The sequence below is a fragment of the Pseudomonas sp. MDT1-17 genome, from assembly GCF_054898105.1.
Genome location: NZ_JBUBVM010000001.1, coordinates 894,824 through 915,253, shown reverse-complemented (window position 1 = coordinate 915,253; position 20,430 = coordinate 894,824). Strand labels below are relative to the sequence as shown.

At 57.8% G+C, this 20,430-nt stretch carries 13 protein-coding genes; 2 read left to right on the top strand and 11 right to left on the bottom strand.

Annotated features, from left to right (window positions below; genetic code table 11):
• Nucleotides 1–10: 10 nt before the first annotated feature.
• From hfq to ACYZTX_RS03980, 6 genes are all read right to left on the bottom strand, one after another.
• Nucleotides 11–271 carry an RNA chaperone Hfq gene (gene hfq / locus ACYZTX_RS04005; protein WP_007902656.1) on the bottom strand — a complete coding sequence of 87 codons (261 nt, stop codon included), beginning with the start codon at nt 269–271 and terminating at the stop codon, nt 11–13.
• A gap of 93 nt (nt 272–364) precedes the next feature.
• Nucleotides 365–1,336, bottom strand: a complete 972-nt coding sequence (gene miaA / locus ACYZTX_RS04000) for a tRNA (adenosine(37)-N6)-dimethylallyltransferase MiaA (RefSeq protein WP_462036983.1) — start codon at nt 1,334–1,336, stop codon at nt 365–367.
• Nucleotides 1,336–3,246: a DNA mismatch repair endonuclease MutL gene (gene mutL / locus ACYZTX_RS03995; RefSeq protein ID WP_462033047.1), complete on the bottom strand. Its 1,911-nt coding sequence runs from the start codon at nt 3,244–3,246 to the stop codon at nt 1,336–1,338. The genes miaA and mutL overlap by 1 nt, the downstream gene beginning before the upstream one ends.
• A complete protein-coding gene (locus ACYZTX_RS03990; protein ID WP_462033046.1) occupies nt 3,243–4,670 on the bottom strand; it encodes an N-acetylmuramoyl-L-alanine amidase in 1,428 nt (475 codons plus the stop codon). Before ACYZTX_RS03990 ends, mutL begins: the two co-directional genes overlap by 4 nt.
• Complete coding sequence (tsaE, locus tag ACYZTX_RS03985) at nt 4,671–5,141, bottom strand: tRNA (adenosine(37)-N6)-threonylcarbamoyltransferase complex ATPase subunit type 1 TsaE (RefSeq protein WP_084319345.1); 471 nt, start codon at nt 5,139–5,141, stop codon at nt 4,671–4,673. It abuts the gene before it with no gap.
• Nucleotides 5,129–6,628 carry an NAD(P)H-hydrate dehydratase gene (locus ACYZTX_RS03980; RefSeq protein ID WP_462033045.1) on the bottom strand — a complete coding sequence of 500 codons (1,500 nt, stop codon included), beginning with the start codon at nt 6,626–6,628 and terminating at the stop codon, nt 5,129–5,131. The genes tsaE and ACYZTX_RS03980 overlap by 13 nt, the downstream gene beginning before the upstream one ends.
• A gap of 63 nt (nt 6,629–6,691) precedes the next feature.
• Here ACYZTX_RS03980 and queG point away from each other — a divergent pair, with 63 nt between their 5' ends.
• Entirely contained in the window at nt 6,692–7,771 is a 1,080-nt protein-coding gene (queG, locus tag ACYZTX_RS03975; RefSeq protein ID WP_462033044.1) for a tRNA epoxyqueuosine(34) reductase QueG, read from the top strand.
• A gap of 15 nt (nt 7,772–7,786) precedes the next feature.
• Here the strand turns inward: queG and ACYZTX_RS03970 are convergent, their stop codons facing one another.
• From ACYZTX_RS03970 to orn, 5 genes are all read right to left on the bottom strand, one after another.
• Nucleotides 7,787–12,502 carry an RHS repeat domain-containing protein gene (locus tag ACYZTX_RS03970; RefSeq protein WP_462033043.1) on the bottom strand — a complete coding sequence of 1,572 codons (4,716 nt, stop codon included), beginning with the start codon at nt 12,500–12,502 and terminating at the stop codon, nt 7,787–7,789.
• Nucleotides 12,503–12,561: 59 nt separating this feature from the next.
• Nucleotides 12,562–13,551 (bottom strand): hypothetical protein, encoded by a 990-nt coding sequence (locus tag ACYZTX_RS03965; protein ID WP_462033042.1) that lies wholly within the window; start codon nt 13,549–13,551, stop codon nt 12,562–12,564.
• Between the two features lie 266 nt (nt 13,552–13,817).
• Nucleotides 13,818–17,846: a dermonecrotic toxin domain-containing protein gene (locus tag ACYZTX_RS03960; RefSeq protein ID WP_462033041.1), complete on the bottom strand. Its 4,029-nt coding sequence runs from the start codon at nt 17,844–17,846 to the stop codon at nt 13,818–13,820.
• Nucleotides 17,847–17,951: 105 nt separating this feature from the next.
• Nucleotides 17,952–18,563, bottom strand: coding sequence for a trimeric intracellular cation channel family protein (locus tag ACYZTX_RS03955; protein ID WP_462033040.1), 612 nt, complete (start codon nt 18,561–18,563; stop codon nt 17,952–17,954).
• Between the two features lie 92 nt (nt 18,564–18,655).
• A complete protein-coding gene (gene orn, locus ACYZTX_RS03950; RefSeq protein WP_008035288.1) occupies nt 18,656–19,198 on the bottom strand; it encodes an oligoribonuclease in 543 nt (180 codons plus the stop codon).
• Between the two features lie 107 nt (nt 19,199–19,305).
• Here orn and rsgA point away from each other — a divergent pair, with 107 nt between their 5' ends.
• Nucleotides 19,306–20,337 (top strand): small ribosomal subunit biogenesis GTPase RsgA, encoded by a 1,032-nt coding sequence (rsgA, locus tag ACYZTX_RS03945; RefSeq protein WP_074873186.1) that lies wholly within the window; start codon nt 19,306–19,308, stop codon nt 20,335–20,337.
• Nucleotides 20,338–20,430: the final 93 nt, after the last annotated feature.

Here is a 20,430-nt window from a genome sequence, read left to right as displayed (position 1 = left end):
GAGACTCCTATCAGGCGTTACCTGGCTCAGCGTCACCTGCTTCGGATTCGGTTGCGCTAGGCAGACGAATTGGACGAACCGGCACCACTGTAGAGATAGCGTGTTTGTAAACCATCTGGCTGACGGTGTTTTTCAGCAGGATAACGAACTGGTCGAAAGACTCAATCGTACCTTGCAGTTTGATCCCGTTGACCAGGTAGATGGAAACCCCCACTTTCTCTTTACGTAAAGTATTCAAGTAAGGGTCTTGTAGCGAATGCCCTTTTGACATGTGCCGCACTCCTTTAAGGATTCAATATAAAAAATAGGTAAAAAATGGCTTGTGGCCGTCACACCCCCAAGGATAGACGGCAAATGCAAGGACTCAGCTCAATATGGAGATGGTCCCCAGGTATTTCAAGGCGCGCGGCAGATTGTCGCAATCCAGGCTGTCCAACCAGTGTAAATCAGCCCAACTGCGCAGCCAGGTGAACTGGCGCTTCGCCAATTGGCGCGTGGCAATGATTCCACGCTCCTGCATCTCGGCTTGCGTCAGCTTGCCATCCAGGTAGTCCCAGACTTGTCGATAGCCTACTGCACGTATAGACGGCAACCCGGCATGCAGGTCACTTCGCTTACGCAGGGCTACGACCTCGTCAATGAATCCCTGTTCCAGCATATTCGTGAATCTTTGTTTAATTCGCTCGTGCAATACCTGACGATTTGCCGGAGCAATGGCCAAGTTCGCGACAGTATAGGGCAATTGTTGCAGTCCCGAGGCGGCTGCTTCAGTACTTTGCGCAGATTGTCGCAACCTTAGTGCAGTCATGCTCTGACCGCTAACGCGATAAACTTCCAGCGCTCGACTGAGTCGCTGCGGATCGTTCGGATGAATACGCGCGGCGGATTCCGGATCGATGACCGCCAATTGATCGTGCAGGGCTTGCCAGCCAAGGCGTGCAGCTTCTTCTTCAATCTGCGCGCGAACGTCCGGATCGGCCGCCGGCATGTCTGCCAGACCTTCAACCAAAGCCTTGTAATAGAGCATTGTGCCGCCCACCAGCAGCGGAATTTTTCCCCGCGCGGTGATCTCGGCCATGGCGTCGAGGGCATCACGACGGAAATCTGCGGCCGAATAGCTCTCTGCCGGGTCGAGAATATCAATCAAACGGTGTGGAAACTCGGCCAAAAGCGCTTTGGAAGGCTTGGCGGTGCCGATGTCCATGCCACGGTAGACCAGCGCCGAATCGACGCTGATCAGCTCGCAAGGCAAGACTTTGGTGAGTTCAATGGCCAGGTCGGTCTTGCCGGCCGCGGTCGGCCCCATCAGGAAAATCGCAGGAGGGAGCTTGTTCATCAACGACCGCGCAAGAACAGTTTGTCCAGATCGTCCAGGCCCAGTTGGGTCCAGGTCGGTCGGCCATGGTTGCATTGACCGCTGCGCTCGGTGTTTTCCATGTCGCGCAGCAGACCGTTCATTTCCGGCAGGGCCAGACGCCGATTCGCACGAATCGCGCCGTGGCAGGCCATGGTGCCGAGCAGTTCGTTCAGGTGGGCCTGAATCCGGTCACTGGTGCCGTATTCCATCAGGTCCGCCAAGACGTCGCTGACCAATCGATTGGCTTCAGCCTGCTTGAGCAGTGCCGGGATCTGCCGGATCGCCAGGGATTCCGGACCCAGACGTTGCAACTCAAAGCCCAGGCGCTGGAACCACGCGACGTGTTCTTCGGCGCAATCGGCTTCACGCTGACTGACCGCCAGGGATTCCGGCACCAGCAGCGGCTGGCCGCTCAGGCCTTCGCTGGCCATGGCGATTTTCAGGCGCTCGTACATGATCCGCTCGTGGGCGGCGTGCATGTCCACCAGCACCAGGCCCTGGGCGTTTTCCGAAAGAATGTAGATGCCTTTGAGCTGCGCCAGCGCGTAACCCAGTGGCGGAACATCGTCCTGCCCGGCTGGAAGTGCGACAGCATTCGCTTCTGGCAACGGCGCAAAGAACTCACGGTAGGCCGCCTGAGCTTCAGCCGCAGGCACACCCGACTGAGGCCGCGGCGAGTACTGATATTGATAACCGGCGCCCGCGCCCGAGCCTGCCGGCGTAATCAACGACGGCTGGGCCTGAGGCTGTTCCAGCAAGGCATTGGCCGCCAGACGCATTTCGCCCTGCGGACCGAACTCGCCAGCATCAATGCCCGAGGGTCTAACGATGGCGGTCGCCACCGGCGCGGCCAAATGATCTTCCGGCCGCACATCGCCCAAGGCGCGGTGCAGGGTGCCATAAAGGAAATCGTGAACCATGCGCCCGTCACGGAAGCGCACTTCGTGCTTGGTCGGGTGCACGTTGACGTCGACGCCCGCCGGATCGACCTCGAAAAACAGCACGAACGTCGGGTGCCGCCCGTTGAACAGCACGTCGCGATAGGCCTGGCGCACCGCGTGGGCCACCAGCTTGTCGCGTACCGCACGGCCATTCACAAAGAAATACTGCAAGTCGGCCTGACTGCGGTTGAACGTCGGCAAGCCAACCCAACCCCACAAATGCAGACCATTACGCTCGATCTCGATCGGCAGCGCCTGCTCGAGGAAACCCGAACCGCAAATCGCCGCCACACGCCGGGCACGGGCCGCGTCGTCATGGGCTTCGTGCAGGCTGAGGATGGTTTTGCCGTTGTGGCGCAAATGGAACGCCACATCGAAACGTGCCAAAGCCAGACGTTTGATCACTTCTTGCAGGTGATCGAATTCGGTTTTTTCGGTCTTGAGGAATTTGCGCCGCGCCGGGGTGTTGAAGAACAGGTCGCGCACTTCCACCGACGTGCCCACCGGATGGGCCGCCGGCTGCACGCGAGGCGCCATGTCCCGGCCTTCGGTTTCTACCTGCCAGGCCTGATCGGCCTCTTTAGTGCGCGAGGTCAGCGTCAGGCGCGCCACGGAGCTGATCGAGGCGAGTGCTTCACCGCGAAAGCCCAGGCTCATGACCTGCTCGAGGTCTTCCAGGTTGCGGATCTTGCTGGTGGCGTGACGCGCCAAAGCCAGCGGCAAGTCATCGGCGGATATGCCGCTACCATCGTCGCGAACCCGCAGCAGCTTGACGCCGCCCTGCTCCACATCGACATCGATGCGCTTGGCGCCGGAGTCGAGGCTGTTTTCCAGCAGCTCCTTGATCACCGAGGCCGGACGCTCAACCACCTCACCAGCGGCAATCTGGTTCGCCAGTCGCGGGCTGAGCAGCTCGATGCGAGCCGTGTTGGTCAGCACCTGGTTCATTCCTTGGCCGCCAGTTCAGTGCCGGGGATGGTCAAGTGCTGACCGATCTTGAGCTCATCACTCGACAGTTTGTTAGCGCTGCGCAACGTGGCCGGAGACACCTGATATCGCACGGCAATCATCGCCAGCGTCTCGCCGGGGTTGACCCGATGGTCGCGCGGACCTTGTGCGATCCCACCGGAATCACGCAGCCAGGCAATGTAGGTGCCTGGCGGTGGGTTTTGCTGGAAGAACTGGCGCACGCCGCTGCTGATCGAACGCGCCAGCGCCTGCTGGTGGTTCGCTGCAGCAAGCTTGGAAGCCTCGTTGGCGTTGGAGATGAATCCGGTTTCCACCAGGATCGATGGAATATCCGGCGACTTCAGCACCATGAACCCGGCCTGTTCTACGCGCTGCTTATGCAACGGCGTGACGCGGCCAATGTTGCTAAGAACCTTTTGGCCAACGTTAAGGCTGGACGTGAGGGATGCCGTCATCGACAAATCGAGCAGCACCCCCGCCAGCATGCGGTCCTTGTCGTCGAGGCTGACGTTGCCGGCACCGCCGATCAAGTCGGAACGGTTTTCGCTGTCGGCCAGCCAACGGGCCGTTTCCGAGGTAGCACCGCGATCAGACAGGGCGAACACCGAGGCTCCGAAAGCAGCCGCCGAAGGTGCGGCGTCGGCGTGGATCGAGACGAACAGGTCGGCGCCCTTCTTGCGGGCGATTTCGGTACGGCCGCGCAATGGGATGAAGTAGTCGCCGGTGCGGGTCAGTTCAGCGCGGAAGCCTTTCATGCCATTGACCTGACGCTGAGTTTCGCGGGCGATGGCCAGCACCACGTCTTTTTCACGCTGGCCGCGAGAGCCTGAAGCACCCGGGTCTTCGCCGCCGTGGCCGGCATCGATGACCACAATAATGTCGCGCTTGCCGGCCGGTGCGGGCGGCAGCTTCACCGCAGGTTCCACCGGCGTGACCGGTACCGGGGCTACCGTCGCAACGTTGGTCGGCGCTGGAATTGGCGCGGCGGCGGCAGCGTTATCGAACAAGTCGACCACCAGGCGATTACCGTACTGGGCGTTTGGCGCCAGGGTAAAACTTTTCGGCGTCACGGCTTTTTTCAGGTCGATGACCACCCGCAGGTCGGTCGGCGTACGTTGAGCCGAGCGCATGGCGGTGATCGGAGTGTTCGAGGAGTTGACGTTCAGCGGCGCCCCAAGAGACGCGCCATTGATGTCGATGACCAGCCGATCCGGTGCGGTCAGGGTGAAGACGCTGTGCTGGACAGGCCCTGTCAGGTCGAACACCAATCGCGTGTTGTCCGGAGCCCGCCACAGGCGAACGCTGTTGACCTTCGTCTCGGCCACAGCGTCGACGGTCACCGCCAAAAACAACAATCCTACGGCAGCTACCATCGCGCGAAAGCGCATACCTAACCCCATCATTTAATTGGATTCCAATGCCAAAGCGGCACACCACGACTCGCCACGCGAGCCCTGGGACAAAATTTTCAGCGAACGCCCGCTGTCTTGCGGGCTAATGGTAATGGTCAGGTCGGGCTTTGGCAAAAAGCCTGCACCCTTTCGGGGCCATTCGATCAGGCACAAGGCGTCATCTTCGAAGTAATCGCGGATGCCGAGGTACTCCAGCTCTTCCGGATCGACCAGTCGATAGAGGTCGAAATGGAAGGCCCGGATGTCGCCAATCTCGTAGGGTTCGACCAGGGTGAAGGTCGGACTTTTCACCGCGCCGACATGTCCCAGCCCCCGGATGATGCCCCGCGACAGCGTGGTTTTCCCCGCCCCCAGATCCCCTTCCAGAAAAATCAGACCGTGCCCTTGAGTGGTTTTTGCGATGCGCTCGCCAAATGCGGTCATCGCCTCTTCATCAGCCAGGTACAGGGTTACTTCAGACACGGTGCTTGCTCCTCCAACAACTGACGAATGGCTGGAATCAGATCACTGGCCGCCAGCCCACGGCCCATTTTACTTTGTTGCTCGCCGGCATTGGCGTGCAGCCAGACGGCGAGGCAGGCGGCGTCGAACGCCTCCATGCCTTGAGCCAGCAATGCGCCAACCAGTCCGGCCAGTACGTCGCCCAAACCGGCGGTGGCCATGGCCGGATGCCCCTGATGACACAACGCCAGGCGCCCATCAGGGCTGGCGATCAGGCTGCCGGCGCCTTTCAAAATGACTACAGCTGTGTATTTTTTGCTCAACGCGTGAGCGGCTGCAGGACGATCAGCCTGCACCTCGGCAGTCGATATTCCCAGTAGCCGCGCCGCCTCGCCAGGATGCGGTGTGATCACGCAGTCCTTGGGCAAATTCACACGCTCTTCAGCCAGCATATTTAACGCATCAGCGTCCCAGACTTGCGACAGCGGCGCATTGGCAGCCGCCGACAAAAGACTGCGCCCCCAGGAAGCCTGACCTAAGCCTGGGCCGACAACCAGCACGGAAACCTTTTGAAGCAGCCCCATCAGTTGATTGGCCGACGAAGTACCCAACACCATGGCTTCGGGAATTCTCGCCAGTGCGGCAGGAACATGTTCGCTGCGAGTTGCGACGGACACCATCCCGGCACCGCTGCGCAGGGCACTTTGCGCGCTCAGCAGGATGGCGCCGCCAAAGCCGCGATCACCACCGATTAGCAGGACGTGGCCGAATTGGCCTTTATGCGAAGTGGGAGGTCGAGCCGCCAGACGCGGCACGTTACCGGGCGTCAGGCGACGGGCAGTGGCGGCGACCCCGTTGAAAGACTCGGGGGAGGCTTGCAGATCATTGAAAACCCGTTCGCCAACCAGATCCGCAGCGTCTCCGGTGAAAAGACCCAACTTCAAACCAATGAAGGTGACGGTTAGATCAGCTCGAACGGCAGCGCCGAGCATTCGGCCGGTATCAGCGCACAACCCCGAAGGGATATCGATGGCCGCAATTGGCAGCTCACTGGCATTGATCGCCGCGATCACGCTGGCGTAAGGCTCTCGCACCTCTCCCATCAGACCGGTACCGAGCAAGGCATCCAGCACGATACCGCGCAACTCCGAATGTGCGTTCCAGGCTTGAACCGCGACACCCTCGGACACGGCCTCGGCATGGGCCAATGCCGCGTCGCCTTGTAAACGCTGGGGATCACCCGCCGCCAACACCCGCACGTGCCAGCCAGCACGTCGCGCCAGCACGGCGACCAGATAACCGTCGCCGGCGTTATTGCCGTGGCCGGCCACAACGCTTAACTCGTTCGCCGTCGGCCAATGACGGACCAGCGCGCGCCAGGTCGCCCGCGCCGCGCGCTGCATCAATTCGAAGCCCGATGTACCGGCCGCGATCAGGCTCGCATCCAGGGCTCGGACTTGCGCGGCGCTGTACAGCGCGTCGGGTAAATCATCTTTAGTCTGCGGCATGCGTCTTCGGGCTCCGATGTCTGGCAGAATTATACGCACCTCAGCTCCGGTTTCTCTCGCCTCATGCCCGCTATTACCACAGACCTGCCCGCCCTCGCCCAATCTATCAAGGACTGGGGCCGCGAGCTGGGCTTTCAGCAAGTCGGCATCAGCGGTCTGGATCTGGCCGAGCATGAACAGCACCTGGAGCGCTGGCTCGCGGCCGGCTACCACGGCGAAATGGAGTACATGGGCGCCCACGGCAGCAAACGCTCACACCCGGAAGAGCTGGTGCCCGGCACGCTACGGGTGGTTTCCCTGCGCATGGACTACCTGCCGGGCGATACCGAAATGGCCAAACGCCTGGCGCAACCTGCAAAAGCCTACGTCTCGCGCTACGCCTTGGGCCGCGACTACCACAAATTGATCCGTAAACGCGTGCAACAACTGGCGGAAAAAATCCAGGCCGTCATCGGCCCGTTTGGCTATCGCGCCTTTGTCGACAGTGCGCCGGTGCTGGAAAAAGCCATCGCTGAAAAGGCCGGCCTGGGCTGGATCGGCAAAAACACCCTGGTCCTGAATCGCAAGGCCGGCAGTTACTTCTTCCTCAGCGAACTGTTCGTCGACCTGCCGCTGCCCATTGACCCGCCTCATTCCACCGAACATTGCGGCCGCTGCACCGCATGCCTCGACATTTGCCCGACCAATGCCTTCGTCGGCCCCTATGTGCTGGACGCCCGGCGCTGCATTTCCTACCTGACCATCGAACTCAAAGGCGCGATCCCCGAAGAGTTGCGGCCGCTGATCGGCAACCGGGTGTTTGGCTGCGATGACTGCCAGATCGTCTGTCCGTGGAATCGCTTTGCCCGTCCTTCCGGTGAAAGCGATTTCAAGCCCAGGCATAATCTGGACAACGTTGAACTGGCTGAATTGTTTATGTGGAATGAGGACAAATTCCTGAGCAATACCGAAGGCTCACCGTTGCGGCGTGCCGGTTATCAGAGTTGGTTGCGAAATCTTGCCGTGGGGCTAGGAAATGCGCCTTCAACGATTCCAGTGCTGGAAGCGTTGAAGGCGCGACGGGAGTATCCGTCGGAGCTGGTGAGGGAGCACGTGGAGTGGGCGTTGCAGCAGCATGCCGGCCGGCAGACACCCACTTTGTAATTTGCGCTCCAGTAATCAGGTGTGCCCGCCGATTCCCATGATTCGCACCTCCCTATTGTCTTTGAAAATGGCGAAGGTAACTCGCTCGCTTTGGCTGATCCTTATCTGCCATTGATTGGTGCTGCCAAACTGCTTAAATTTAGGGTCGTCCAAGAGCCCAGCAGCCTCTTTGGGATGAAGTCCTGCATCCAGACCGTCTCTAAACTTTCCCCAGTTGTTCTTTGCAGTATCTGCCATAGCGTCAGCAACCGATTCGTCGCCCATGCCTGTACGTGTCCATTTCTTTGGAGCAACGCGCTCGGCACTGGCCTCGGCGTTCTGCGCCTTCGCCGCCTTTTTGGCGCCTTTGCCTTTGATGATCGACGGTGGTTTAGCCGCCTTTGCTTTTGTGGGCATATAATATTGAACCGAAGTCGCACCGGGCTTACCGATCAATCCTTTGTCGACGGCACGCAGTCCCGCCACCCTCAAACCGCTGGCCGCAGACGCAACGCCGACCGCCAGACTGGCCCACCCCAGAATCTCAGCGACCTCCGATCCAGGATCCAGGTGTTCAATAACACCGGCAGCCACACCCAGGCCCATGGAAACGAACGCTAGCGTCATGCTTGCTATTGCCAACGGCGTCGCAGCCCCCATAGTTGCTACGGTGATTACAAATCCGAGAATGGACAGTCCGATTCCGACCAAGTCTTGCCAGGCGTGGCCGGTTGGATCCACCCGGTTAATCGGATCCCCTCCACAATAGGCATAGGGATTCAATCCACCCGCGCCGAATGGGCTCATGCTGTCGGGACTCAGAAAACGCATCAGCCCAGGGCTGTACGCGCGATAGCCGTTACCCAACAGATACAAACCCGTCAACCGATCCAGTTGCTCGCCATTGAATCCCAGCAAACTGAACAGCCCGCCTTCCGCCGGTCGATGCCCATAGGGGCTGTAGGCGAAATGACGACTTTGTTGTCCCGCTACCTCCATCAGCACACTCTGTTGTTGATCGACGCCCAGCAGATGAATGGCGGCGTCAGCCCCCTTGCGTTCCTGTCCCAGCAAGATGCCCGTCGGACGTAACAAGGTGCAGGTATCAGTACCGCAAGTTTCGTTGATCACCCGACTACCTCGATAGAAGCGTTGGGTGGCGATCCCCGTCGGCTGCGACATCTCGACCAGTTGATCCCGGGCATCGTATTGGTAGCTGCGGATTACGCTGCCAACGGCGCTGGCCACTTCGGTCAGGCGCCCCAGCGCATCGTAAGCAAGTCGACGCTGCTGCTCGTCCTGAATCAAATGACCGTTGTCGTCATAGCGCAACACCACGGGCGCCGGATAGTCGGCATGACTATTGCGGATGCCCGTCAATTGGGTCGGATCGTTCGGGCTGTACTCAAATGATGCGACGTTAGTGCCGCCAGGGAAATCGGTCTGCAACGTCAGGATGTTGTCGAACGCATCAAACACGTACGTCTGCCGAATGATCTCATTGCCCTGGGCATCCAGCGGTCGCTGCGTGCCACGGCATGAATACTCGCTGAGACGGCCGCGCGAGTCATAGGCGAAAAGCTCGCTACGCAAGACTTCCTCCCCCTGCCACACAGTTTTTTGCGCCAATTTGCCTGCCAGGGTGTAGCTCGATGACAGGACGCGGGTGATGCCGCCACCGGCTTCGAACGTACGCGACACCTCACGGCCAAGATCATCGTAGGCCAGCCGGGTCACCAACGAGCCTTGACCCTCGGCCGCTTGTGTATCAATGGTCTCCAGCTGCCCCAAGGCATTGTAGGCGAACGTGGCTTTGAGCAAGCGTTGTTCGAAGGATCGCGGACGTCCCGCATCGTCGTAATCGGTTTTGTGTTCCTCCCCCAGCACGTCGGTGCAGGTGAGCGGTCGGCCGCCCATCGAGTGGGTATAGGAGACACTCTTCCCCTTCTCCTCTGCGAACTTCGATGTCTCACGCTTGAGGCGCCCGGAAGGGTAATACTCGAGCCGGGTTTCGCGATTGCCCTCGACGCAATTGATCAACTTACCGTGCCGAGGATGATAGTCATAACTGGCCTGCAGCCCGGTGGCCTGTCGCTGCTTCAGCCGCCCTAAATTACGCTCATATTGAAACTTGATCTGTTCGCCGCCTGGCCTCTTGTTCCAGGCCGGTAGACTGAAACCGGCCTCGTATCCCGCCAAGGTCATGCGCCCCCCGCAGGTGCTCTGAATCAGACGCCCTAGGCCATCAAACTGTTGCTTACCCAGCGTGCGCCCGGCCATCGTGATCTCAATCGGCAGCGATTCATGGCTGTGGTCCGCGTACTTTGTCTGCACGCGATTACCATCGGGCAGAATGCTTTGGGTAAGTCGGTTGAAGACATCATATTCATAAGCCGTACGGTTACCGAGCGGGTCAGTTTGCACAACACTGCGGCCCAGACCATCGTACTCATAAACTCGCTTGCCCTGGCTCTGGTCGGCGGTATCGAACTGTTCGACGTGGTCTGGCTTACCGAAGGCGTTGTATTGGGTAACCGTTTTGCCCATGCCTTCCTGCCAGGTTCTCTCCCGCCTGCTGACCGGGTCAAAATCACGGTGCTCGTGGCGACCATCGGGGTGAATCGTGGTTTTAACCTGCCCCCAATCATCAAAAACGAATCCTGTGATCAACACTCGCTTCTGGCCAGGCCACCAGTCAGTCACTGCTTCGCCGGTCATTTGCCCAAGCCGGTCGTACTTCGCGGCGTACACCTGGCGAAATTCACCTTCAGCCGATTGATCGACGTCCTGATCCTCGATCGCGATCACTCGTCCAAGGCCGTCGTAATAACTCTTCTTCTGTACGCCGTTGACGTCCCTGCCGAGTGTCATAGCCGCAGCGCCAGACGCTTTGGCCTGCTCATAGTGCGTACTGCTGGTGGCTTCGAATGCGCTGCCTGGGGCGACCTTCTCGCTCAACACGCGACCGAGACGGTCATAGGTGAAGACGACGTTGCCTTTATCCTCATCTTGCTCCGAAAGCTTGTACCCATTGATGGCCGAAAACCTCGTTATCGAAGTCCGACGGGTGTCGTCGAAGCCGACCTGAACCGCTTGAACATCGAGCGTCGAGTCATTGAGGGTGTATTGAAATTTGGTAGCGGATGCCTGACCGTTTTGGCTGATGGTTTGCGTTTTCAACAGGCCGTGACGCTGGGCGTCAGTTGCCGAATCGATATAGTCCAGGTGGGTCTGTGAACGCAGGATGTCACCATTAGCGGTTCGCTCATACAACGCTTGCTGCGCAAGGACCACATCACAACCCGGCGCGCCAACTTCCCCAAGCATTTCATAGCGAAGACGAAGCACTAAGGTCGCGGCATCGGCGAAACCCGTTGCAGGCTGTACGGTTCTTTGTTTCTCGAAGCGCACGAATCCCAACGGATCGGCGGGACACCCTTCGCCACCGCCGGCGGGATAGAACTCGGCCAGGGTGACAACCCCCGACGGCGCGACATGCTTGAGGAGGTTGCCCGAAGCATCGAACTCGGTTGTGGTCGTTTCCTCAAGGGATGCACGAGTCTTGCGATTCTCATAGCGCTGGATTTGCACCTTGGGCATACCGAACTGCGCGGGCTGCTGATCAAAGCGTTTGCCTGGCTCAAGGTGATATTCGATCGATTGGGACGTCACACTTTGATTGCAGGTCGTCACTTGCGAGACCAGCAAATGGTATTGGTTGTAAGTGCGTTTGATGGAACGGTGCACCTTGGCGCCATCCATCATCGTTTCAATGGAGGAATACTGATAATTCGACGAACTCTGATAAAGCGTATCGCCTTCCCGCGACCAACGGATATCGTTGTCCTTGAAGCCAAGGAAATTGGCCTCTGAAAAAGTGTAATTGGTGATTATTGCCGGCTGCTTCTGGCCCGGGAACAGGGTGTGAGAAATGACATAAGGCAGCGCCTGCACCGGCCCATCGGGGGGGAAGCGATGACCATCATCCTGGTAACTGATCAGCTCTCGGGCACCCAGAGGCGAGTTGACCTGGGTCAAGCAATCAAGGCCAGCGACCTGCTCGTAGATCAACGACCAGATGCCACCTTCCGGTAAATGAATCGACCTCACTTCATCGTTAGTCAGCTTCAACGTAAAGGTCGTTGCGCATTCCGTACCTGGATATAGATCCAGGGATATCTGCCCGGATGTGCGGGAAATACTCAGCAGCGTCCGGCTGGCATCCCGTACCGTCGACAAGACCGGCTCGCCATTGATAGCGGTGTAATCCAGCATCATCGCGGCGCCATTGGCGGCGACGATCTTCGTCGGTAGCGCCACATCACTACCGGGGTACACCTTCAACTCTTCACGCAAGCCGCTTTTGTGCACAATTTCAAAGATGCCCGGGGAGGGACGCAATACCTTGAGTGTCTCCAGCTTCAACTCATCAAATACCAGACGCGTGGACGTCTGCCTCGCCTTGTAACGCCCCCCTCCTGATAACTGGAACATGCCACTGGCCACGTCGTAACTGGTCAATGACATCGACCACCCCTTACCAAACCCGCTGTCGCCGCCCTGGAGCGGGCTGTAGAAAAGCCCGATTGGCAGGGATGGGCCATTGGCGGAACCAGAGGTTATTTCACCCAATGTCAAAGCGCAGCCGTACATCCCCGTACGAGGATCGACACCGCCAGCCAGAAACTCTTCAAAATTAAACGCATTGGAATGAATATTTGCCTGTTTGACCGTCATTTGTAATCCTTTCAAATACGACAACCTACTTGGAATCGATTAGTTCTGAACCCACATCCTGGGGAAAAACACCCTCACCCTTTACGCAGTAAAAATTCGCCCTTCTCTATATCGATCGTCACCGACAAGCGATGGGTACTACCAAACTCATCCAAAACGGTAAAAAAGAAATCTTCCAACCTGACTTGCTCGCCCGTGTATTTATAGGCAGATGGAATGCCCTTGCAAGCAACCAGCTCTCCTTCACGCTGCTTAACCGGAAGCTTAAAGCCAATAATTTCCACAGCCTTGCCCAAGACTGGCAACATGACACCGGTATAGGACTTCGGAGCCGGGTGGGACAAAACCAATCCGGTGTAGCAAAACCTCATTGGATAAATACCCGAACCTTCATACTGATCCGTATGCCAATTTACCAATTTGACCTGCAACCCATTCAAGTACAGGCCCAAGTCATATCGATACAACGTGGCACCATAAAATGCCCCTTCGATTCGTTGCCGCTTCCAGCTAAATTGATCTGCGCTATAGGTCGGAACTCGCTCTGCCACAATCACGACACTTTTATTTATCTTTGAACCGTCCGGATTAACGGTACCGTTGCTACGATAGACCCTACCCTGCACTGTCACTTCGGCGGCAATTTGCATTGTTTCTTCGTTCGAACAAGAGACCCAAAAATCAATTGGGGTACCGGTATTGTTGCCGCCCCCTGGGGCGTAAGTGGCCCCAGGCATATTGTGGGTATAACTGTTTTCAAAGGGCGCCGAGTTCCAACCCGTCAGTGGCTCACCTGTGTACACTTCCGTGCTCAACGGCTGACCATCATGATATTGAATCAGTCGTGTGGAAATGAGGTCGGGATAATACGTAAGCGGCACAGGTATTCCCGATCCGTCATCAACGGCTTCCACGAATACCCGCACCCGGACTTGCATCCTGCCGTTGGCAAAAATTCTTCTGAATTCGATACCTGGGGCTTCGAAGCGAACGTCCAGGCGCGAAACACGCAGTGATCGCTGGATGGTCGCTTCTTCTACAGTACTATTACTCGCATTATTCATAAAACTGTCCTTTGCATTGATCATTCAATTATTTATTGATTGGCCTTGCCCTGCCTGGCCAATTATTAAACGCGCAATGTCCCCAACATCGCGAGCCCTGAAAGATCAATAGCAAAAGCCACCCTCTACTTCAATAGGCCAATTTGAGCAACAAATGAAACACCTACCCCCCTCTTACAAGCAACTAGTTTCAGGTCATGTCAAGGAAATAACGCCAAACACTTTTATCGCATTTCATCTTCAAGCCCGACCAATAGCAAAACTCATCATTCATCATCGGAATCCTCACTTAAACTGTCCCTCCCGCTGTCATCTGTTTCAGTATCATCATCCGAATCACTTCCACTGACATCTTCGCCCTCTGCCTCAAAGTGAATCAATAGTTTTCTATCGAGACTGTAATTCTCGTTATATGCAGCAATACGTCCCCTGGATGATTCGCTTAGTGGATTATCAATAAAGTTATAACTGACGTTTCGCGCATCATCGAGCTCGAACAAATCATCCGGCAGTTCCACTATATGATTTCCAGTCAAATCGGCGTGACGCAGCTTTTCCAGATCAAACAAACCTTCCGGTACTCGTTTCAAATCAGTGCGACTTAGTCTGAGCGTTTCCAGATTTTTCATGTGTCCCACAAATGGAGCGACACCCAAAGGGTTGTCGTCTAAATCCAACTCTTCGAGCCCGTCCATATGCGCGAGCCCTTCCGCAGACGCTTCATCCAGTCGCAAGTTGCAATTATCCAGGTTGAGTACGACCAGTTCGCGCATACGGAAGGTTTCGACCGGAAATGCATCCAGCCGAATTCCTCTGATAGTCAGATACTTCAGGCTGGAAAAACCATTAAGAAAGTTACCCGCACGCAGATAAGGGCTGCTGTTGACCAACAGAAATTCGGAAATATGACTGAAATTTGCCGATAGTTGAGGCAGGCTGCCGATGATGTCGACTTTGGAAAAAAAGCGCTCCGTTTCGAAACGATTATTCTCTGTAAGCCGCCGACTCCAACTCGCCCGCACGACCTCAGTGAACAAAGCTCTTCGCTGTCTCTGTACGCTGGATTCTTCGAGGGTCAGAACCTTCCCTGATACCGGATGAGTTGCAGGTACGTCGGCTGTCCAGGTTTCCAGCTCATTGACCAACGTGACGTACTCGTTTTCCAGACGCGCAATGGACAGCAAGGGATCACCCGTCAATCGCTCACGACGCAGGGTCGCCACCTCCTCCTCGGACAGCGTCGGATAAAGCGCTTGAAGGCGTTGCTCGATGGAGCGCACGAGCTCCGGCACGAAATCGCCGCCCCCCAACAGGTAACCAGAACGCCCCACCGCCAGGCCCATGGGCGAGCGGGCGCCGGGCTCCAGGGGTGGTTGCTTCAGCAATACCCTGAGTTGCGAACGCGATGGCAGCGCTTGTTGTCGGATCGCCTGCTTGAGCCCGTTGCCCTGCCCCACATGCGGAAGTCCCAACGCCTGCCGTTGCGCATCCGGAAGCGCATGTATCACCGCAGCGTACAGATCGCCGAGCCCATGCAGTTCCATGCCGAAGCCATCGTGGGCTTGGTACTGTCTGCCTAGCCTGACCAGGACCTTTCGAATTGGCGCGTCAGTACGACCGATGCTGTCCAGCAATGCCCCATCAAATTGCCCGTCACGCACCTCTATGCGAATGTCAGATGACCATCCACGCAATGTTTCGAGCATGTGCAAGGCCAATTTATCGCTATCGGGACCGGCGACCGAATCCAAATAGAGCCCTTCACACGCCCGGCTGAGACGAACCTCGCGCAGGTAAAACAACGCTTCATGCGCCATTGACTGAGTCAGTCCCGGTTTGTTTTGCATGTGCACACGATCGGCCGCACTCGCATTGCGCCACAGCTCCTGGGCGATGGCTTTCGGCAGATCGGGGAAAATCCGTCGCATTTGCTGGATGGGTTTATCACTGCTCGGTTCAAACGAATCGTCAAGCGCCTTGAACAACGCGCTTCGATCCTGCTCTGCCCAACTCACCATCCTTGCCCGCAGCCGGGCGGAGCGCGCATCAATCCCTGGCAACGTGTCGCCAAACGCCGGGCTTTCACCCAGGAGTTCTTTGAGCGTCGCATCGTCCAGCGACTCCACGGCGCCTGAAACCAGATCGCCGCTGCGTAACCACCCTTGCGGCACGCTGACGCCCTGCGCCCGCAACAGTTGCGCCTGCAGCCGCGGATCTGCTTTGGTGTAGACCGCCGGATCGGAGTTTTGCATTTGCGCGATGAATGTCTGTATTCGCTGATCAAGTCTGAATCGCCGAAGGGTGTCTTCGAGTAAGGCTGGCGGACGCCGGGCATGCACGTGCATGTCACGCAGCACGGCCTCATCAATACCGCTCACCGCCAGAATGCGTGCAGCGGTGGCATCAGAGAATTCGGCAACTGAATGCCCCAGTCGGCGAAACAGCTGTGCGCCTTGCCATTCCATGGGTCGCTCGACTTCGTGCGCCCAGGCGCCGACACCGTTGTGGGTGAGTCGCGGCTGGTAGGCATCGGGCCTGTCGGGGTGACGGATGCGATAACCCTCATCGAACGCCCCGGCCTCGATTTCGTAGACTCTCCTCTCCAGCGGCAGCAACGTTGTCCCCGCGTGCCGGTGCAAACCGAGTTCGTCGGGTGGCGAATCGATCGGTAGAGGCAGCGCATGTTCGTAAACGCTCAGGTCTGGATTCCACAGGCGTTGCTTGCCTGCGCCGGCATCAACGATTTTCAGGTTTTCGATAAAGGCAGAGGGTTTGATCGCGAGCAGTTTGCCGAGCACCACGCCACCGACCGCAAACACGCTCAACTGTGCGACGTTTTCAGCAATTGACTGCAAATGAGCGGAAGCCTCGATCAATTGCCCCTCGGACCAGTCGAGAATTCCAGTGAAGGTATCGTCGAGCAATTGATACGCGGTGTAGGCCAGCATGAGTTCGCCCAGAAAAGGCACGAACGGCAGGACCACCAACGTCGCCACCTCAACAACAGTAGTGGCGACATTTTGCAGCCTGTCCCATTGCTCCCAACGGGATTTGCGATCTTCCTGCGCGGTGGACACCGCTATGGTCTGCGCATCATTGAGGATTTTGTTGAGCTTGGCTTGATACAGCCAAGTCCACACATCTCCCTGACCGCTCTGTACTTGCAGCCTGAGAATAGGGCGTGCAGTCGGAACCGTACGCCAGGCTGGACGTGGGTCGCCGGGCTCATGCTGGTGCCAGACCACCTTGCTCAGTGCATCGTTGAGCAACGTAAAAAAATTGCCGCGTTGGTCATGAGCGACAAACTGTGCAAAAAAACGCTGATACGCGGGAGCACGTAGCTGGCGCACCAGTTCTGCCGCGAACTCGCCGGTGGAAGCGTAGGCCTTCAGAGGGTGTTCAGGGTCATGGGGGACGTAGGCGATGAGCGGTACAACGTCGCTGGCGTGCTCCAGATCCGCAGCGAAAAGGACAATTCCGGTCAACGTCGCCCCGAGGATGCTCAATTGATGAAAATGCTGCGTTTTCCCGGCAAACAGCGGATTCTGCCCACCGGCGAGCAGCCCCGACAGCATGTTCCGGGCACCTTCGTCGATGTCTCCCTTCATGTGTGCAAGAAGGAGGCTGGCCCGCAATTGATCCTGCTGGCTGGTGATCACCTGATGCACCAAGCGCGTCTTGGCTGCCGCTTTTTTTGGCAACAGAAGCGCTGCAAGGCGTTGTTGGTACTGGCCGCCAATATCAAGACGACGGCACAGCGAGGCGAATGCCGCAATGGTCAAACGAGGTGTTAGCGAAAGAACATCGAACTGTCCGCTTGCAGTCGGCTCAGATATAAAACATGAAGCGCCGTCGAAGTAACCCGCTGCCGTTTCTTTGCTTTCAAAGTTGTGCAAGGCGGCTTCAAGCAGAGAAATGGTTTTGACTTCGTAACCACGAACCAGTCCTTTGGGGATATAGAGCCGCAGGCACGTTTTTCTGACATCCAGCTCAAGCCCGAACTGGCTTTTTAAAGCCTGGCGCAATAACGGTTCCGCGAATTGTTGAACATCGGCTAGGGTGGCAAGCAAATGGTCCACCGTACTTTGCGACGCCCAGCTGCGGGCGATTGCCTGCTTCAAAGCTTCATGGCTGGCGGTTGACGCTGAGCGATACCAATTGGCAATCGATGGCCGGACCTCTTTCAACGCCCGGCGCCTGGCGGCGGGAGCGCCAGTCAGCCAAGAGGGGATCTTTTCTTTTATGAAGTTTTCGTGGAATTCCCGGCGGGTTAAATCAGTTAATAATTCAGACATACAAATGACCCACAAACATTGATGAGTTCATAGGTTATTGAATAATTTACTCAACAAAATCTAAATATGTACCGCCGTTACAACTTCATTTATTGTCAGGTATTCTTACTGTTCATCGTTATAAACGAACTTCGGCATTTCCCAATGGAAACGGATCGCCAGCAAGCGCAACAGGAAGCCGCCGAACAAGGTGATCAGAATCGACTGTTCAGCGGGTAATTGCAGGTAGATACAGAGCAGATAGCACCATGCCGCGGCGAACGAGACGCTGGCATAGAGTTCGCGGCGGAAGATCAGCGGGATGTCGTTGCAGAAGATATCGCGCAGGATGCCGCCGAAAACCCCGGTGATCACGCCGCTGACAGACGCCACCAGCATGCCGTGGCCCATTTCGAGGGCGGTCATGCAGCCGATCAGGGTGAATGCCACCAGACCTACGGCGTCGAGCACCAGAAACAGCGAACGCAGATGCCGCATCCAGCGCGCAGCGAACACCGTGAACATCGCCGCCACCGAGGTCAGTACCAGGTATTCCGGGTGTTTGACCCACGTCAGCGGGTAGTGCCCGAGCAACACGTCGCGCACCGATCCCCCGCCGAGCGCTGTGATGCACGCGATCAGCACCACGCCAAACCAATCCATCCCGCGACGTCCGGCAGACAAGGCGCCAGTCATGGCTTCGGCGGTGATGGCGATCAGGTAAAGCATCAGCAACATGGTGGCGGTCCTTGCAAGAAGGCGCGCAGTCTAGCCATTTAGGGACGGCATCAAAAGAGGGCATTGCACAATCCGTGCAGCCCTCAATTCCATCAGAACTTGATGAAATGCTTGCGGTAATGCTGCAGCTCGGCGATCGATTCGCGGATGTCGTCCAGGGCCAGGTGCGTGCTGCCCTTTTTGAAGCTGTCGCGCACGTCCGGGGCCCAGCGTGCGGCCAACTCTTTCAGCGTCGAGACGTCAAGGTTGCGGTAGTGAAAGAAGCTTTCCAGGGATTTCATGTGGGTATAAAGGAAGCGGCGGTCCTGGCAGATGCTGTTGCCACAGATCGGCGACTTGCCCTTCGGCACCCATTTCTCCAGGAAGGCGATGGTTTCGGCTTCGGCTTCGGCCATGCTGATACGGCTGTCGCGCACCCGTTGGGTCAGCCCCGAGCCGCCGTGTTGACGGGTGTTCCACTCGTCCATGCCGGCGAGGATCTCGTCGCTGTGATGGATGGCGATCACCGGACCTTCGGCCAAGGTGTTCAGGTCACTGTCGGTGACAATGGTGGCCATCTCGATGATGACGTCGGTATCAGGGTTCAGACCGGTCATTTCCAGGTCGATCCAGATCAGATTCTGCGGGTTTTGCATGTGTCGGCTCCTAGGCAATGCTGCGCAGTTTAGCCTAGGCCGGTGGCCGGGCGTGCTAAACTCGCGGCCGTTTTACCTAATCGCTGCATTCTTGATACGGAACACCCATGGCCAAACGCCAACTCAATCGTCGTCAAAACTGGCGCATCGAAAAGATTCAGGGCGAGCGCGCTGCCCGCGCCGCCAAACGCGAGTCCTCGGCTGTCGAGGCACTTGAGGGTGGCGACCTGGGTCCGGAACAGACGGGCCTTGTGATCGCGCACTTCGGTGTGCAGGTCGAAGTCGAAGCCCTCGATGGCGATTTGGCCGGTCAGGTGTTCCGCTGCCACTTGCGCGCCAACCTGCCTGCGCTGGTAACCGGCGATCAGGTGGTCTGGCGTGCCGGCAACCAGGGCATCGGCGTGATCGTGGCGCAACTGCCGCGTAAAACCGAACTCTGCCGTCCGGACAGCCGTGGTCAGCTCAAGCCTGTAGCCGCCAACGTCGACATGATCGTGATTGTCTTCGCGCCGCTGCCCGAGCCTCACGCTAACTTGATCGACCGTTACCTGGTCGCCGCCGAGCACGCAGGGATTCGTCCGCTGTTGCTGCTCAACAAGTTCGACCTGATCGACGAGCAGAACGCCCCGGCGTTGAATGCCTTGCTGGCGGTTTACCGCACGCTGGGTTACCCGGTGCTGGAAGTGTCGGCGCACCACGGCAATGGCATGGAGCAATTGCAGGCACAACTGGACGGGCACATCAGCGTGTTTGTCGGCCAGTCCGGCGTCGGCAAATCTTCGTTGGTCAACACCCTGTTGCCTGAAGTCGAAGCCCGTGTCGGCCCGCTGTCCGAGTTGTCCGGCCAGGGCACTCACACCACCACCACCGCGCGGTTGTTCCACTTCCCCGGTGGCGGTGAGCTGATCGACTCCCCGGGTATCCGCGAATTCGGCCTGGGCCACGTGAGCCGCGCCGACGTCGAAGCCGGCTTCATCGAGTTCAATGACCTGATCGGCACCTGCCGCTTTCGCGACTGCAAGCACGACCGCGAGCCGGGTTGCGCCCTGCTCAAGGCCCTGGAAGAGGGTCGCGTGCAGCAGCAACGGATGAACAGCTACCGCTCGATCATCGCGAGTTTGCCGGAAACCAGCTACTAAACAGATGCGCCTACCGCCCCGACACTGAAGGGGCGGAGGGTCATCGGTTACGCCCTACAAATCCCCCCACCAATTAAACGTCAGATATTTCTG